The organism is Kitasatospora sp. NPDC043949, assembly GCF_056435365.1.
In genome coordinates, this window is sequence record NZ_JBWKEQ010000001.1 from 101,759 (window position 1) to 117,083 (window position 15,325).

General features: G+C 73.1%; 13 protein-coding genes. 5 read left to right on the plus strand and 8 right to left on the minus strand.

Annotation, left to right across the window (positions count from 1 at the left end; translation table 11 throughout):
• Positions 1-8 precede the first annotated feature (8 nt).
• Complete coding sequence (locus AC07AL_RS00450; protein WP_363580746.1) at positions 9-506, plus strand: F0F1 ATP synthase subunit B family protein; 498 nt, start codon at positions 9-11, stop codon at positions 504-506.
• A gap of 147 nt (positions 507-653) precedes the next feature.
• Here the strand turns inward: AC07AL_RS00450 and AC07AL_RS00455 are convergent, their stop codons facing one another.
• Positions 654-2,102 (minus strand): choice-of-anchor A family protein, encoded by a 1,449-nt coding sequence (locus AC07AL_RS00455; protein ID WP_363580744.1) that lies wholly within the window; start codon positions 2,100-2,102, stop codon positions 654-656.
• A gap of 284 nt (positions 2,103-2,386) precedes the next feature.
• On the opposite strand from AC07AL_RS00455, the gene AC07AL_RS00460 reads away from it, so the two are divergent.
• The 3 genes from AC07AL_RS00460 to AC07AL_RS00470 all read left to right on the plus strand — a co-directional run bounded on the left by AC07AL_RS00460 (position 2,387) and on the right by AC07AL_RS00470 (position 4,692).
• Positions 2,387-3,094, plus strand: a complete 708-nt coding sequence (locus tag AC07AL_RS00460) for a 4'-phosphopantetheinyl transferase family protein (protein ID WP_363580742.1) — start codon at positions 2,387-2,389, stop codon at positions 3,092-3,094.
• A gap of 154 nt (positions 3,095-3,248) precedes the next feature.
• Complete coding sequence (locus AC07AL_RS00465) at positions 3,249-3,731, plus strand: DUF2269 family protein (RefSeq protein WP_400805503.1); 483 nt, start codon at positions 3,249-3,251, stop codon at positions 3,729-3,731.
• A 124-nt stretch (positions 3,732-3,855) separates the two neighbouring features.
• Positions 3,856-4,692 (plus strand): helix-turn-helix domain-containing protein, encoded by an 837-nt coding sequence (locus AC07AL_RS00470; RefSeq protein ID WP_400805501.1) that lies wholly within the window; start codon positions 3,856-3,858, stop codon positions 4,690-4,692.
• A gap of 7 nt (positions 4,693-4,699) precedes the next feature.
• Here the strand turns inward: AC07AL_RS00470 and AC07AL_RS00475 are convergent, their stop codons facing one another.
• The 6 genes from AC07AL_RS00475 to AC07AL_RS00500 all read right to left on the minus strand — a co-directional run bounded on the left by AC07AL_RS00475 (position 4,700) and on the right by AC07AL_RS00500 (position 11,348).
• Entirely contained in the window at positions 4,700-5,170 is a 471-nt protein-coding gene (locus AC07AL_RS00475) for a hypothetical protein (RefSeq protein WP_478316187.1), read from the minus strand.
• 166 nt (positions 5,171-5,336) lie between these two features.
• On the minus strand, positions 5,337-6,215 hold the full coding sequence (locus AC07AL_RS00480; RefSeq protein ID WP_400805497.1) for an amidohydrolase family protein: 879 nt from the start codon (positions 6,213-6,215) through the stop codon (positions 5,337-5,339).
• Positions 6,212-7,846: an acyl-CoA dehydrogenase family protein gene (locus tag AC07AL_RS00485; RefSeq protein WP_400805496.1), complete on the minus strand. Its 1,635-nt coding sequence runs from the start codon at positions 7,844-7,846 to the stop codon at positions 6,212-6,214. The genes AC07AL_RS00480 and AC07AL_RS00485 overlap by 4 nt, the downstream gene beginning before the upstream one ends.
• Positions 7,830-8,501 (minus strand): TetR/AcrR family transcriptional regulator, encoded by a 672-nt coding sequence (locus AC07AL_RS00490; RefSeq protein ID WP_400805495.1) that lies wholly within the window; start codon positions 8,499-8,501, stop codon positions 7,830-7,832. Before AC07AL_RS00490 ends, AC07AL_RS00485 begins: the two co-directional genes overlap by 17 nt.
• 140 nt (positions 8,502-8,641) lie before the next feature.
• The gene (locus tag AC07AL_RS00495) at positions 8,642-10,132 is read right to left on the minus strand and encodes a S28 family serine protease (protein ID WP_363580730.1); all 1,491 of its coding nucleotides are present in this window, start codon (positions 10,130-10,132) and stop codon (positions 8,642-8,644) included.
• Between the two features lie 301 nt (positions 10,133-10,433).
• Positions 10,434-11,348, minus strand: a complete 915-nt coding sequence (locus tag AC07AL_RS00500) for a S1 family peptidase (RefSeq protein ID WP_363580728.1) — start codon at positions 11,346-11,348, stop codon at positions 10,434-10,436.
• A 225-nt stretch (positions 11,349-11,573) separates the two neighbouring features.
• Here AC07AL_RS00500 and AC07AL_RS00505 point away from each other — a divergent pair, with 225 nt between their 5' ends.
• Complete coding sequence (locus AC07AL_RS00505; RefSeq protein ID WP_350878102.1) at positions 11,574-12,449, plus strand: metallophosphoesterase family protein; 876 nt, start codon at positions 11,574-11,576, stop codon at positions 12,447-12,449.
• Between the two features lie 58 nt (positions 12,450-12,507).
• Here the strand turns inward: AC07AL_RS00505 and AC07AL_RS00510 are convergent, their stop codons facing one another.
• Positions 12,508-15,045, minus strand: a complete 2,538-nt coding sequence (locus AC07AL_RS00510; protein WP_478316505.1) for an ATP-dependent Clp protease ATP-binding subunit — start codon at positions 15,043-15,045, stop codon at positions 12,508-12,510.
• Between the last annotated feature and the right edge of the window lie 280 nt (positions 15,046-15,325).

The following is a 15,325-nucleotide window of genomic DNA, read 5'->3' on the forward strand; positions in this document are numbered from 1 at the left end:
AGGTTTGCGTGAACATCGAACTCGGACCGCTTTCGCCCGAACCCTTCATGCTGGCCCTGGGGTTGACCCTGTTCTTCCTGATCACGTGGACGCTGGGCCACCGCATCCTCCCCCGCGTCGAGCGGATTCAGGCCGAGCGGTGGGACGCGACCGAGGGCCGCGCCGAACGCGCCGAAGCCATCCGCGCCGAAGCCGAGGCCGCCCACGACGCCGGCCGGCAGGAACTGGCTCAGGCCCGGCACGAGGCGGCCCGGATCCGACAGGAGTACGCCGAGCAGGGCGCGGCGGCCGTCGCCGCGGCCCGCGCGGAGGGCATCCGCGACCGGGACCGGCTGGTCACCGCCACCCACGCGCGGATCGCCGCCGACCGGGCCGAAGCCGCCGAACAACTCCGGCAGGACGTAGGAGAGTTGGCCGTGACGCTGGCCGGCCGGGTGGTCGGTGAACCGGTGCACGCCGTCGCCGCCGGCCGCCGCACGGTGGACCGCTTCTTCCGCTCCCGCTGAGCCGCCGTCGGCCCCTCGCCCGTGCTGGGCGAGGGGCCGACGCATGCCTGCGGCGGGCCGTCGACACGGCCCAGGCCGCCCGGTCGGGGTCGACACGGGCGGCCTGGGCCGTTGTTGCTGCTCGGGCGTCCTTGCGCTGGGCAGGCCCTAGCTGTGGCGACCGCGACGGCGGGCGGCCAGGACGGCGAGACCGCCGAGGCCGAGCAGGCCGACGCCGGCCAGGCCGAAGACCACCGGGGCGTTGCCCGCGCCGGTGGAGGGCAGCTCACCACCGCCACCGGGGTGGTGACTGGTCGGGTGCTCGGACGGGTGGTGGCTGGTCGGGGCCGGACCCGAGCTGGACGGACTGGCCGAGGGCGAGGAGGACGGTGACGACGACGGCGAGGAAGAGGGCGACGACGACGGCGAGGAGGACGGGGAGGAAGAGGGCGAGGAGGACGGTGACGACGACGGCGAAGAGGAGGGCGACGACGACGGCGAGGAGGACGGGGAGGAAGAGGGCGAGGTGGACGGCGACGGGCTCGGCGTCGTCTGGCAGTCCGGCAGGTCCCCGTCGAACGGGTAGCTGTGGATCTCGTAACCGCCGGTGCCGGTGTGGATCAGGTTGCCCGCGAGGTACACCCGGCCGTTCATCCCGGGCTGGGCGATGGTCGTGGTGCCGCCCGGGTTGCCGGCCAGGACCGAGCCCTGGAACTGGGCGCTGCCGAGGATCTGCGCCGAGGTCGCGGTCGGGAAGTTGTACATCAGCTTCGACCGCATGTCGGTGGTCTGGTCCCCGGCCAGGCCGGTGCCCGTGTAGGTGTTGATGATCGGGCTGTCCCCGAGCATGTTCACCACGACGGTGGCCCCGGCCGGGATGTTGTTGAAGACCAGTCCGATCTGCCCGCCGCTCGGCGAGGCGAGGTTCTGGGTGACGTTGAAGACCTGCTTCAGGCTGGTCCCGTCACCGGTGAGGGTCGCCTGGCTGGAGGAGATGTCGACGGTGCCGGTCGCGGCGGCCTTGCCGACGCAGTCGGAGATCTCCTCGATCTGGGTGAGCACCGTCTGGTACGGGGCGGCGGCGTTCGGGTCCTGGATCGACTGGCCGGTGGGGTCGATGCTGACGGTGCCGGTGACGCTGCCCGCGTGGCGCAGGTTGCCGAAGGCCGGGCCGTGGGAGTCGCTCCCGCCGATCAGGATCGAGTTGCCGGTCACGACGTCGACGTTGCCGCCGGTGGTGACGAAGTCGCTGCCGTTGGGCGGCACGACGCGCGAGCCGACGCCGACGACGCCCATGTTGTAGATGCCGCCGCCGTTCTTCTCGACGGTCAGGTTCCCCAGCGCGACGATCTTGCCCTCGGCCTCCGCGGCGCGACCGGTCACGGTGTAGTCGCCGCCGGTGAAGACGTTGATGCTGGCGTCCCGGCCGGGGAAGTCGCCGTTGTTCGGCGGCGGCCAGGTGGCGGGGCAGTCGGGGCCCGTGCAGGCGCCCAGCGGCGGGGCGAGCGGCGCGGCCGAACCGACCGTCAGCACGGCCGCCAGCGGCAGCGCCGCGACGACGGTCGCCACGGCGACCCGGACGGTCCGACGCCTGCGGGTGGCGGGTTCTCTTCTCACGGCGGTCGTTCTGTGATCCGGCGTACCGGTGCCCTGACCCATCGACACATTCCTCCGCGCATAGGAAAAGGAGCAGGTGCGCACAACCTGCCCCGTTCGTACTATCTGCTGGCGATCCCGCAGATCCGGGACATCCAACATCAAATCGGGCGATTCCTACCCTACAGATCCTCAGATCCGATCCGAGAATCCACCGCGCGGCGCAGCAGTCGCCTCCCACCGGCCCTGCCCGGACGACCTCCGCGCCGCCCCCGCCCGACGCCCGCGCCCGTTAGGTTGGAGCAATGACCTCCGAGGCCCAGGACCAGAGCACGCCGCTCGTCGCCGTCGCGTCCGCCGACGCCGTACTGCGGCACCCCGAAGCGGGCGAGCACCTGCTCACCCCCCTCGAACTCGAACGCGCCGCCCGCTTCCGGCACGAGTCCGGGCGGATCGACTTCACCGCCGGCCACGTGCTGGTCCGGCTCTGCGCCGCCCGGCTGCTCGACGTCCCGGCGGCCTCGCTCACGCTCGCCCAGCAGTGCCCGGACTGCGGCCTGGCCGACCACGGCAAGCCGTACCTGCCGGACCACCCCGAGGTGCACGTGAGCCTGTCGCACACCCGGGGCGTGGTCGCGGCCGGAGCCGGCCACCAGCCGGTCGGGGTGGACGTCGAGCTGGCCGCGCGCGGTGGGTCGCTGGGCGCGGTCGCCCGCCGGGTGCTCTCCCCCGCCGAACTGCGCCTGGTCGAGACGGCACCGGAGCCGGACCAGGCGTTCCTGCGGCTGTGGGTGCGCAAGGAGTCGCTGATCAAGATCGGGCGGGCCACCCTGGACACCCTGGCCTCCGTCGACCTGTCCGACCTGCCCCTGGACGTCCCGCCCGGCGCCCCGCTGCGCAGCCGCCACCAGGACCTGCACCTGCTCGACTGGGCCGACCCGGAGCACGGCGCCGCCGTCGCGGCGGTCAGCACCGCCGCGCCGAGGATCGTCCGGCTGACGACGGCGGGCTGACCAGGGCGGAGCTCCGCCGTCCTGCGGAACGAGCACGCCCACCCGCGCGGCGGGCCCCCGGATAAGCGGTGTTAGCGTGCCTGATCGCGGGCGCGCCGCCACCGGACGCCCGCCGCACCAGCTGCCCACCGCCGGATGTAAGGGTGTCCCCGCCATGGCCAAGTTCCTGCTGAGCCTGCACGTCCTCGCGTCGGTCCTGTTCATAGGCCCGGTCGCGGTGGCCGTCAGCATGTTCCCGCGCCGGGCCAAGGCCGCGCTGGCCGGCGGGCCGGACCAGGCCTCGGACGCGGGCGTGCTGCGGATCCTGCACCGGATCACCCAGGTCTACGCCCTGCTGGGGGTCGCGGTGCCGGTGATGGGCATCGGCCTCGCCCAGGTGATGGACGTGCTCGGGCAGTCCTGGATCATCGTCTCGATGGTGCTCACCGCGATCGCCGCGCTCTCGCTGCTGCTCTTCGTCCTGCCCGGGCAGCAGGCCGCGGTGGACGCGCTCGGCGCCGACACCGCGCCGGGGCAGCACGCCAAGGCCGTCCAGGGCCTGCGGCTGCTGCCGATGACGGCCGGGGTGTTCAACCTGCTGTGGGCGGTGGTCGTGGTGCTGATGGTCATCCGGCCGGGGTCGAGCACCGGCGTCTGAGCCGGGCTCCCGAAGCCGTACCGAACGAGGGACTCCACCGCCCAGGCGTGCCGCCCGGAGCCACGCCGACCGGGCCGGAAGGCCCTCTCCCCTGGAGCGGGCCCGGTCCAGTACCGTCCTGGCCATGACGATCATGGCGGGCATGGGCAGCCCGACAGGTACCGGAGTCGGTCCGCTGCTGCGCGGCTGGCGCGAACGGCGACAGCTCAGCCAGCTGCAACTGGCCCTGCGGGCGGACTCCTCGACCCGGCACCTCAGCTTCGTCGAGAACGGCCGGTCCCGCCCGAGCCGGGAGCTGGTGCTGCGGCTCGCCGAGCACCTGGACGTCCCGGTCCGCGAGCGCAACACCCTGCTGCTCGCGGCCGGCTACGCCCCGCACTTCCCCGAGACGCCGTTGGACGACCCGTCGATGGACGCGCTGCGCGGCGGCCTGGAGCGGCTGCTCGCCGCCCACGACCCGTACCCGGCGCTGGTCGTCGACGGGACCTTCCGGGTGCTGGCGGCCAACCGCTCGCTCGGGCTGCTCCTCGACGGCGTCGCCCCGCACCTGCTGGAACCGCCGCTCAACGCGATGCGGATCGCCCTGCACCCCGAGGGGCTGGCGCCGCGCATCGTGAACCTGCCGCAGTGGCGGCGGCACCTGCTGGAGCGGGTGGAGCACCGGATCGAGCTGCTGCGCGGCGAGGCGCTGCGGCGGCTGTACGAGGAGGTCGCCGGCTACCCGACGGCGGCGGACGACCCGGGCCCGGGCGGGGAGCAGGCGGACGGCGCCGGGCTGTTCCCGTTCGCGCTGCCGATGCGGATCCGGCACGAGGGGCGGGTGCTGTCGTTCCTGTCCACCATCACGACCTTCAACACGCCGCTGGACGTGACGGTCTCCGAGCTGGCCATGGAGACCCTCCTGCCGGCCGACGCGGAGACGGTGCGGTTCCTCCAGGACGCGGTCGGCCCGGAGTGCTGACCCCGGTTCAGGTGCGGCGCCCCTCGGTGCCGCCCCCGACGCCCCCGACGCGGCCGACGCGACCGTCGCGTCGGCGCAGCGCGGTGAACTGGAGGACGGCGAACAGGGCCACCACCACCGCCTGCACCGGGATCCAGACGGCACCGGCCGTGGTCGGCTCCAGCCAGGCCGCCATCGCCACCAGGCTGAGCACCACCCAGACGGCGTTGAGGTCGATCACCGCCCGCACCGCGAGCCGCGGCGGCCACCGGCGGGCGGCCAGGGCGCCGACCCCGAGGGCGTAGCCGGTGAGGAAGAGCCCGAGGGCGAGCAGGACACTACGGCCGACCCCGAGCAGTTCGCCGACCGGGCCGGCGAAGGCCAGGTAGACGAGGCCGTTGCCGCCGGTGACCAGGGCGTCCAGGGCGAGCACGCCGCGCACCGCCCACCGGGGGGAGGCGGAGCCGGGGCGGGCGGGCGTGAGGGTGTTCGCGGACATGGCGGGTCAGCCTCCTGACGGGGATGGGGCCCGGCGGCGGTGACGCCGGCCGGGCCCCCCACCCTGCCCGCCCGGCCGCCGGGCGTCGATTACCCCGCAGGTAAGGGCCCGGGGCCGAGACCGGTCGCCGGGGTGCTCAGGGCCGCGCCCCCGGCGACCGGCCGCCTCAGCCCGGCAGCCCGAAGAGCCCGGCGGCGTTGTCGTGGCAGACGGCCCGCAGCCACTCCTCCCCCAGCCCCAGCCCGGCCAGCGCCTCCAGTTGGTGCACGTACCGGTACGGGATGTTGGGGAAGTCACTGCCGAGCAGGACGCGGTCCTGGAGGCCGCGCAGGCGCGGCAGTTCGGCGCGCGGGAACGGGACGTCGGCCTCGGCGAAGTCCGTGAAGGCGATCGTGGTGTCCAGCCGGACGGCCGGGTGGCGCTCGGCGAGGTCGAGGAAGTCGCGGTACTCGGGCATGCCGAGGTGGGCGACCACCAGGACCAGTCCGGGGTGGCGCTTCAGCACCTCGCCGATCGGACCGGGGCCGGTGAAGTCGCCCGGCACCGGTCCGGACCCGCAGTGGGTGACCACCGGCGTGCCGGTCTCGGCGAGCAGCCCCCACACCTCGTCCAGCTGCCGGTCCGCCGGGTCGTAGCCGCCGACCTGCACGTGCGCCTTGAACACCCGGGCGCCGTCCTCGATCGCGCGGGCCACGTAGCCGGGCGCCTCGGGCTCGGGGAAGAACGTCGCGGTGTGCAGGCACTCCTGGGTGCGGGCGGCGAAGTCGGCCGACCAAGCGTTCAGCCAGCCGGCCATGCCGGGCCTGTGCGGGTAGAGCATCGAGGTGAACGCCCGGACGCCGAAGTCCCGCAGCCGCTGGACGCGCTGCTCCTCGGCCTCGCGGTAGGTGATCGGCCAGGGCCGGTTCACCAGCGGGCCGGCCGCGTCGAAGTACGCCCACACCTTGTCGAGGACGTTCTTCGGCATGAAGTGGGTGTGCACGTCGATGAGGCCTGGCAGGCCCAGGGCCTGCCAGAACGCGCGGACCTCCTGGGATTCGCTCACGCCGGCACCGGGCGGGCCCGGTCGATGATCCCGGCGGTGTCGACGCCGGACGGCAGGGTGCCGAAGGCGGAGCCGCGGTCGCCGGCGAGGCGGGTGGCGCAGAACGCGTCGGCCACCGCCGGGCTGCCGTGGCGGACCAGCAGCGCGCCCTGGAAGGCCAGCGCCATCGACTCGACCAGCCGGCGCGTCCGGTACTCCAGGTCGGCCTGGTCGGTGAGCTGCTTGCGCAGGTCGGCGACGGCCGCGTCCAGCCGGCGGTCCGCCCCGGCGGCGGCGTCGAGCTCGCCGAGGAAGGCCTCGACCGTCTCCGGGCGCTTCGCCATGGCGCGCAGCGCGTCCAGGGCGGCGACGTTGCCGGAGCCCTCCCAGATCGACACCAGCGGCGCCTCCCGGTAGAGCCGGGGCATCCCGGACTCCTCGACGTAGCCGTTGCCGCCCAGGCACTCCAGCGCCTCGGCGGCGTGCGCCGGGCCGCGCTTGCAGACCCAGTACTTGGCCACCGCCAGGCCCAACCGCCGTACCAGCGCCTCGGGTTCGTCCCCGGCCAGGGCCAGGTCGGTGCTCTGGGCGAGCCGCATCGCGACGGCGGTGGCCGCCTCGGACTCCACCACCAGGTCGGCGAGCACGTTGCGCATCAGCGGCTGGTCCACCAGCGGCCGGCCGAACGCGCGCCGGTGCAGGGCGTGGTGCACGGCCCGGGTGGCGCCGTAGCGCATGCCGGAGGCGGCGCCGACGGTGCAGTCCAGACGGGTCATGTTGACCATCTCGATGATGGTCGCCACCCCGCGCCCCTCCTCGCCGACCAGCCAGCCGACCGCGCCGTCGTACTCCAGCTCGGCGGAGGCGTTGGACTTGTTGCCGAGCTTGTCCTTGAGCCGCATCAGCTGGAGGCGGTTACGGGTGCCGTCCGGGAGGACGCGCGGCAGCATGAAGCAGCTGAGCCCGCCCGGCGCCTGGGCGAGCGTCAGGAACAGGTCGGACATCGGCGCCGAGGTGAACCACTTGTGGCCGGTCAGCCGGTAGGTGCCGTCCGGGTGCGGGGTCGCGGTGGTGGTGTTGGTGCGGACGTCCGAGCCGCCCTGCTTCTCGGTCATCGACATGCCGGCGATCAGCCCGCGCTTGGTGCGCGGCTCGCGCAGCCCGAAGTCGTACGTGGTGGCGGCCAGCAGCGGCTCCAACTCGCCCGCCAGGGAGGGGTTCGCGCGCAGGGCCGGGACGGCGGCGTAGGTCATCGAGATCGGGCAGGTGTGGCCGGCCTCGACCTGCCCCCAGACGAAGAACTTGGCGGCCCGGGCGGAGTGGGCGCCGGGCCGCTCGTCCCGCCAGGGCGCGGCGTGCAGGCCGTGGGAGACGGCGGTGCGCATCAGCTCGTGCCAGGCCGGGTGGAACTCGACCTCGTCGACGCGGTGGCCGAAGCGGTCGTGGGTGCGCAGGACGGGCGGGTTCTCGTTGGCCAGCCGGCCCCACTCGGCGGCCTGCTCGGAGCCGGCCAGGCGGCCGAGCTCGTGCAGCTCGGCCTCGGCCCAGCCGGCGCCGGCCCGGTGCAGGGCGGCGAGCAGGGTCGGATCGGCGGCGGTGTCGTGTCCGTACGGCAGGGGCACCTGGTTGGTGACCTCATGCGTCGCTGTCATCGCGTCCTCCCAGGGCACGCAGAGTGAAGGAGACCAGGGCGGGGACCACGTCGGTGGTGCCCGCCGGCTTCGTGGGCGCGGCCGTCCGTGCGGGCGCGGCCGTTGCCTCAGGCGCGGGCGCGGGCGCGGCCGCGAGCGGGCCGGCCAGCGCCTCGCCGACCGCACCGACCAGCGCGGCGGCGGTCAGCACCGGGTCCTGCTCGGGGAGTTCGCCGCTCGCCACGGCGGCGGCGATCTCGGTGGCGATCACGTCCCGGAACGCCCGGCGGAACACCAGGCGCTCGCTGTCCACGACCGCGTCGGCCGGCTCGACCAGCAGCGCGTACGCCAGCCGGGGCGCGCGCAGGGCGCGGGCGGCGAAGGTCTCGACGACCGCGGCGATCCGCTGCCGCGGGCCCTCCCGGAGGGCGACGGCCGCGTTGACGGCCGCCATCTCGTGGGTGACCACCCGGCGGAACAGCTGCACGGACAGCTCGGCCTTGTTGGCGAAGTGCTGGTAGAGGCTTCCGGTGGCGATCCCGGCGCGGTCCGCCACGGCGGCCATCGTGCAGCCGCCGTAGCCGCGTTCGGCGAGCAGCAGGACGGCCGCCTGCAGCACGGCCTCGCGCTGGGTGTCCAGCCGGGCTTGGACGGCGGGCGTGCGTCGGTAGGCCATGAAAGCATTGAAGCACTGATTCAGTGCTTCGGTGAGGGGTCGGCCCCGCCAGATGCGCGAGGAGGCCGCCCCCGGCTGGGGACGGCCTCCTCCAAGGCGTCACACGGTGTCACGGCCTGCCGGTTACAGCGGGTGGCGCGCTACAGCGGGTGGCGCTGCGACTCCAGCTTCAGGCCCTCCTCGTCGAGCGGGCCGAACGGCGGGATCTGCTGCTTCTTGCCGAGCGAGCGGGCGGCGTCCTGGTCGCCCAGGCCGGCCCACTCCAGCACCTTGGCGGTCGCCTCCGCCGACTGCGCGGCCGGCAGCTGGCCGATGTTGGAGCCGTGGTTGCCGCCCGGCACGGTGTAGACGTAGCTGTCGTCACTGCCCCGGCCGAGCTTGAACGGCTTGGCGCCCCACGGGTCGTTGCCGCCGTAGACGTAGATGATCCGCTCGGCGTCGTGCTTCACCCAGCGGTCGATGTCCCGCATCGCGTTCGGGTTGAAGGAGATCGGGATCTCCTTCGGCACGTACGACCGGGCCGAGTACAGCTCCTTGTAGTCGTAGTGCAGCACGCCCTTGAGGTGCGAGACGTCGAAGAACGGCGCACCCAGCTCGGTCGCGGCCTGGTAGTAGTACGCGGTGTACTTCGCCAGCGACTGGTCGCTGTTGCCGGTGATGCCGGACTGCGAGTCGAACCACGCGTACAGCGCGTCGTCGGTCGCGGTGGCCGCGGCCGGGACCTTGGCGCAGTCCGCCTCGGTGCTGTACTGCCAGAACGCCCAGACCACGTCGAGCACGCCCGCCTCGTACGCCCGGTCCGGCGTGCCGAGGGTGTTGAAGGTCGAGCCGGCGGCCTTGTTGTCGGCCACGTAGCGGGTCTCCAGGCGGTCGCGGCGCACCAGCAGCTCGCGCTGGGCGGCGTTCAGCGCGGCCCGGCACTCGGGGGTGCCGACGGTACGGAAGAAGTTGGTGTAGGCCGCGTAGTCGTTGACGTCGGTGTTGTTCGGCGCCACGTACGCGATCGTGCCCGCGACGTCGTCCGGGTAGAAGCGGCGGAAGTAGGTGGAGGACATGCCGCCCTTGCTGGCGCCGGTGGAGAGCCACTCCTGCTGGTAGATCCGCTTGAGCGCGGTCACCAGCCGGTGCGAGTCGGCGGCCTGCTGGCGGATGCCGGCCTTGGACCAGTCCGCCGGCTCGGGGCGCGACGGGGTGAAGTACCGGTACTCGATGGACACCTGGTTGCCGTCCACCAGCCGGGTCGGCTCGGTGCGGGACGGGTTGGTGCCCAACGTGTAGCCGTTGGTGTAGAAGACGGTCGGGCGGTCGTAGCCCCGGTGCAGCACGCTGAAGCGCTGCTGGAAGGTGCCCAGCCAGGGGCGGAAGTGGTCGATCGGCTGGGTGTAGGTGAGCAGGAAGTAGCGGTGGCCGGTGGTGGTCGGCTTCTCCTCGGTGATCGTCACCCCGGGGATCGCCGCCAGCCGGTCCTTGATGTCGGCATTCGGGTCGTCGGCGGGGCTCCGGCCGTGGGCGGCCCCGGCGGCGTCGGCGCCCTGGGCACCGGCGGCCAGCGCCGGGGTCGCCAGGCCGCCGAGCGCGAGCAGCGGTATCAGCAGGACGGAAACCAGCAGCCTTCGCAGCGTGGTGGTCATCAACTCTCCATTGGTCACACGGATATGACTGCCGCCCTGTCGGGACGACAGCGCGGCGCGGGTGGTGCGGCGGCCGCCCGGTGGACGGCCGAATGGGCCACCCGCCGTTCGCGGGTGGCCCATCGGGGATCGGTGCTGGTCAGCGGGGTCGCCCCGGTTCCGTCACGTCGTGACGGTCGAGCGCGGGGTGGCGGTCAGGTCAGGTCGGGTCAGGGCCGTCCCGACGGTCAGGTCAGGGCCTTCGCGACGGTCGAGTCAGGGCCGTCCCGACGGTCGAGTCAGGGCCGTCCCGACGGTCGAGTCAGGGCCGGACCAGGGTGCAGCCGGGCAGGGTGAGGTCGAACCGGTTGCCGGCGGCGAAGCAGGCCGGGATGCCGTAGGTCTCCTGGGCGTAGCCGATGCCCTGGTGCACCGTCACCGAGCCGTTCTCGTCGACCTCACACGGGTTGTCGAGGGTGCAGGACTCGCCGTTCTCGTTGATCGTGTTGTTGACCGCGACCACCTGCCCGGTGTTCGCGTCCACCACCGGCGAGCCGGAGGTGCCGCCGATCACGTTGCAGCCGGAGGTGTAGCGGACCGAGTCCTTGAAGGTCCAGTCGGCCTCGTTCAACTGGTAGGCGAAGCCGTCGATCGAGCAGGAGTAGATCTTCTTCCAGTAACCCGAGACGACCTTGATCGAGGTGCCCTGCGTGGGGTGGGCGGCGGAGATGGTCAGCGGGGCGATCCCGTACCGGGACTGGATCGAGGCGTAGCTGGTGTTCAGCTGGTAGATCGACACGTCGGTGTCGGTCATGGCGCCGTAGACCACCTTGGTCGCGCGCAGGGTGCCGAGCCCGCTGCCGCTGGAGCTGAGGAGGGTGAAGGTCCGGCTGGAGGGCTGGTTGAGGATCACCTCACCGGGGCCGGGCATGCCGGACTCCAGGCAGTGGCCGTTGGACAGGACGAGGGCCGGGTCGCTCGCGGCCGAGCCTGGCATCCGGACCAGCGAACCGGAACAGTTGTTGAGCGCCACCGTCCCGGCGAAGTTGACGGCGCGGGGGGCCGCCTTGGTGTCGGTGACCTGGGCCTGGTCGCTCAGGGACTGGCCGTCCCGGGCCGCGACGGACACGGCGGCGGGGGCCTCCGCGGTGGCGGCCTGGGCCGGGAGGGCGCCGGCGAGGGCGGTTGCTCCGGCGACCAGGACGGTGGCGAGCATGCCTATGAGCGGCTTCTTCATGAGAGACCTCTCGGTGTGGGGGTGCACCAAAGCTGTCGCGGACATGACTCACTGTCAAGAGTCAAGACGACACCAAGAAAGCACTTCGGCCGCAATGGCTCGTTCGCGCGGTGGCGGCGGTGCGCCGGCCCCTCCCTTCGCACCGCCGATCGCGTCAACCCGCCCCACGGCCCCCGTCCGCCACGTACTGTGGCGACATCGGACGGGTGACCACAGGGGGCAGGAGTGACTACCGAGTACCGCAGCGACGCGCCGTCGGAGCCCACGGGGGCGGGTGGGCGGTTGCTCGCCGTGAGCGACCTGCACATCTCCTACCAGGAGAACCGCGACCTCGTGGAGAAGCTCCGGCCCACCAGCCCCGACGACTGGCTGCTCGTCGCCGGAGACGTCGCCGAGCTCACCACCAGCATCGAGTGGGCGCTCGGGCTACTCGCCGAACGCTTCGCCCGCGTGGTGTGGGCCCCCGGCAACCACGAGCTGTGGACCCACCCCGAGGACCCGGTGCAGCTGCGCGGCGTGGCCCGCTACGACCACCTGGTCGACCTCTGCCGGAGCCTCGGCGTGCTGACCCCCGAGGACCCGTACCCGCTCTGGCAGGGCGCCGGCGGACCGGTCCGCATCGCCCCGCTCTTCCTCCTGTACGACTACTCCTTCCGCGCGCCGGGCACGACCACCAAGGAGGAGTCCCTGGCGGCCGCCTACGAGAGCGGCATCGTCTGCGCGGACGAGCGGATGCTCCACCCGGACCCGTTCCCGGACCGCGACTCCTGGTGCCGCGAGCGCGTCCGGCTGACCGAGCAGCGGCTGGCGGCCTGCGACCCGGACGTACCGCTCGTCCTGGTCAACCACTACCCGCTGGTCCGCCACCCGACCGAGATCCTCTGGTACCCCGAGTTCGCCCAGTGGTGCGGCACCGAACTGACCGCGGACTGGCACCGCCGCTTCAACACCGCGGCGATGATCTACGGCCATCTGCACATCCCCCGCAAGACCAGCTACGACGGTGTCCCGTTCGAGGAGGTCTCGCTCGGCTACCCGCGCGAGTGGCGCAAGCGCGGGCTGCCGGAGCCGCTGCTGCGCGAGGTCTTCCCGCAGGCGTAGGTGCGCCCTGCCCCGCCGCCTGACCGTCCGGCGGCGGGGCAGGGCGATCGCCGAGGGGTCAGGCCTCCCCCGCCTTCTCCCCCGCCTTCTCCTGCGCCTCCTCGAAGGTCGCCGACGCCTCCGGCCGGGCGAGCGTGACCACCAGGTCGCCGTCGCTCACCTCCGCGATCAGCGTGTCGCCCTCCTGCACCGTGCCGTCCAGCAGCAGGTTGGACACCCGGTTGTCCAGCTCCGACTGGATCGTCCGGCGCAGCGGCCGGGCCCCGAACTCCGGCTGGTACCCGCGGTTGACCAGCCACTCCTTGGCCGCCTCGGTGACCTCCAACCGCACGTCCTGCGCCTTGAGCCGGCGCCGGCTGCGCTCCAGCAGCAGGTCGACCACCGACAGCAGGTCCTTCCGGGTGAGCGCGTGGAAGACGATCACCTCGTCGATCCGGTTCAGGAACTCCGGCCGGAACTGCTGGCGCAGGTCGCGCATCAGGTCGTCGCGGATCTCGTCCACGTTCCCGGCGTGGTCGAGGATGCGCTGCGAGCCGATGTTGCTGGTCATGATCACCACGGTGTTGCGGAAGTCGACCGTCCGCCCCTGGGCGTCGGTCAGCCGCCCGTCGTCCAGCACCTGGAGCAGCAGGTTGAAGACGTCCGGGTGCGCCTTCTCCACCTCGTCGAAGAGCAGCACGCTGTACGGCTTGCGGCGGACGGCCTCGGTCAGCTGCCCGGCCTCGTCGTAGCCGACGTACCCGGGCGGGGAGCCGACCAGCCGGGAGACGGTGTGCTTCTCCTGGAACTCGCTCATGTCGAAGCGGATCATCCGGTCCGGGTCGCCGAACAGCAGCGCCGCCAGCGCCTTCGCCAGCTCGGTCTTGCCCACGCCGGTCGGCCCGAGGAAGAGGAAGGAGCCGGTCGGCCGGTCCGGGTCGCCCATCCCGGCCCGGCCGCGGCGCACCGCCTGGGCGACCGCGGTGACCGCCTCGTCCTGGCCGATCACCTTCTCGTGCAGGTGCTCCTCCAGCTTGAGCAGCCGCTCCCGCTCGGTCGCGTTCAACTCCGCGACCGGGATGCCGGTCCGGGACGACAGCACCTGCGCGATGTCGTCGGCGGTCACGTCGACGACCTCCTCGCGGGACTCGGCGACGGCCGCCAGCTCGTCCTCGGTCTGCCGCAGCTCGGCCTTCAGGTTGGCCGCCCGCACGAACTCCTCGTCCGCGACGGCCTCGTCCAACTCCCGCTTCAGCTTGGTGATCCGGTCCTGCACCCCGGTCGCCTCGGTCGAGCCGCTCAGGCTGCGCAGCCGCACCCGGGCGCCGGCCTGGTCCAGCAGGTCGATCGCCTTGTCCGGCAGGAAGCGGTCGCTGACGTACCGGTCGGACAGCGTCGCCGCCGCGTCCAGCGCCTCGTCGGTGAACCGCACCTGGTGGTGCGCCTCGTACGCGTCCCGCAGCCCCCGCAGGATCTCGATCGTCTCCTCGACGCTCGGCTCGGGCACCAGCACCGGCTGGAAGCGGCGCTCCAGCGCGGCGTCCTTCTCCACGTGCTTGCGGTACTCGTCCAGCGTCGTCGCGCCGACCACGCTCAGTTCGCCGCGTGCCAGCGCCGGCTTGAGGATGTTGCCGGCGTCCATCGACCCCTCGCCGCCGGAACCCGCGCCGACCACGGTGTGCAGCTCGTCCAGAAACAGGATCACGCTCTTCTCGGCCGCCGTGACCTCGTCGATCACCTTCTTCAGCCGCTCCTCGAACTCGCCCCGGTACTTGGAGCCGGCCACCAGGGCGGTCAGGTCGAGGGTGACGACCCGCTTGTCCCGCAGGCTCTGCGGCACGTCCCCGGAGACGATCCGCTGCGCCAGCCCCTCCACGATCGCGGTCTTGCCGACACCCGGCTCGCCGATCAGCACCGGGTTGTTCTTGGTCCGGCGGGAGAGGATCTCGACGGTCTGCTCGATCTCCTCGGCCCGCCCGACCACCGGGTCCAGCCGGCCCGAGCGCGCCGCCTCGGTGAGGTCCAGCCCGTACTCGTCCAGCGTCGGCGTCTCGCTCGGGTGCGCGCCCGTGCTGCTGCGCTCGCCGCCGACGCCGCGCCCCTCCAGCACCGTCTTCAGCGCCTCCTGCGAGGGCGCCGCGTTGCGCAGCGCCGTCCCCGCCCCGGACCGCTCCTGGTCCAGCAGCGCGCCGAGGATGTGCTCCGGCCCGATGTACGAGGCCCCGGCCGCCTGCGAACGGGCGTGCGCCGCCAGCAGCGCACGCTTGGCCGACGGCGTCAGCGCGGGCTGCCCGCCGTCCACCGCCGCCGGGTCCCCGGACGGCAGCGACCGCTCCAGGTCACCGGCCAGCTGGTCCGGGTCGATCCCCGCCCGCTCCAGCATCCGGCGCGACGGCTCCACCCGGGTGGCCGCCCAGGCCAGGTGCCCGGTGTCGAGGTCGCTGGTCCCGTCCTCGCCGGCCCGGTGCGCGGCCAGCCCCAGCAGCTCCTGCGAGGACTCGCTCAGCAACCGCCCGATCGGCACCCGCTGCACGGCGGGCGGGGAGGCCATCGGACTCATCCCGAAGAAGCGGCTGAGTAGATCGGAGAACGGATCGCTCGATCCGAACGGGGGCATGGTCACGGAGGATCACCTCTCCCAAGCGGTGTGCAGCCACCCAAACACAGCCCGCCCCACCCCGCCTCCCGAGCCCCGCCCCCTCCCGCCCCCTGACGGCACCCCCCAACTCCCCCGCCCCGTCGGCCGCACCGACGGAGCGGCCCGGGAAACGACGGAGGGGCGGGGGGGGGGGGGGGGGGGGCGGGGGGGGGGAGGAGGAGGGGGGGGGGGGGGGGGGGGGGTTGGGCAGAAGACACGCTTGTCTTGGAGATGGGGAGCTGCTACCTGGGCGCGAACG

What these genes read in the sequence shown, in the direction of transcription:
- AC07AL_RS00460 (WP_363580742.1), top strand. Translation starts at nt 2,387, where the DNA reads ATGACCTCCGAGGCCCAGGACCAGAGCACGCCGCTCGTCGCCGTCGCG.
- AC07AL_RS00465 (WP_400805503.1), top strand. Translation starts at nt 3,249, where the DNA reads ATGGCCAAGTTCCTGCTGAGCCTGCACGTCCTCGCGTCGGTCCTGTTC.
- AC07AL_RS00470 (WP_400805501.1), top strand. Translation starts at nt 3,856, where the DNA reads ATGACGATCATGGCGGGCATGGGCAGCCCGACAGGTACCGGAGTCGGT.
- AC07AL_RS00475 (WP_478316187.1), bottom strand. Translation starts at nt 5,170, where the DNA reads ATGTCCGCGAACACCCTCACGCCCGCCCGCCCCGGCTCCGCCTCCCCC.
- AC07AL_RS00485 (WP_400805496.1), bottom strand. Translation starts at nt 7,846, where the DNA reads ATGACAGCGACGCATGAGGTCACCAACCAGGTGCCCCTGCCGTACGGA.
- AC07AL_RS00490 (WP_400805495.1), bottom strand. Translation starts at nt 8,501, where the DNA reads ATGGCCTACCGACGCACGCCCGCCGTCCAAGCCCGGCTGGACACCCAG.
- AC07AL_RS00495 (WP_363580730.1), bottom strand. Translation starts at nt 10,132, where the DNA reads ATGACCACCACGCTGCGAAGGCTGCTGGTTTCCGTCCTGCTGATACCG.
- AC07AL_RS00500 (WP_363580728.1), bottom strand. Translation starts at nt 11,348, where the DNA reads ATGAAGAAGCCGCTCATAGGCATGCTCGCCACCGTCCTGGTCGCCGGA.
- AC07AL_RS00510 (WP_478316505.1), bottom strand. Translation starts at nt 15,045, where the DNA reads ATGCCCCCGTTCGGATCGAGCGATCCGTTCTCCGATCTACTCAGCCGC.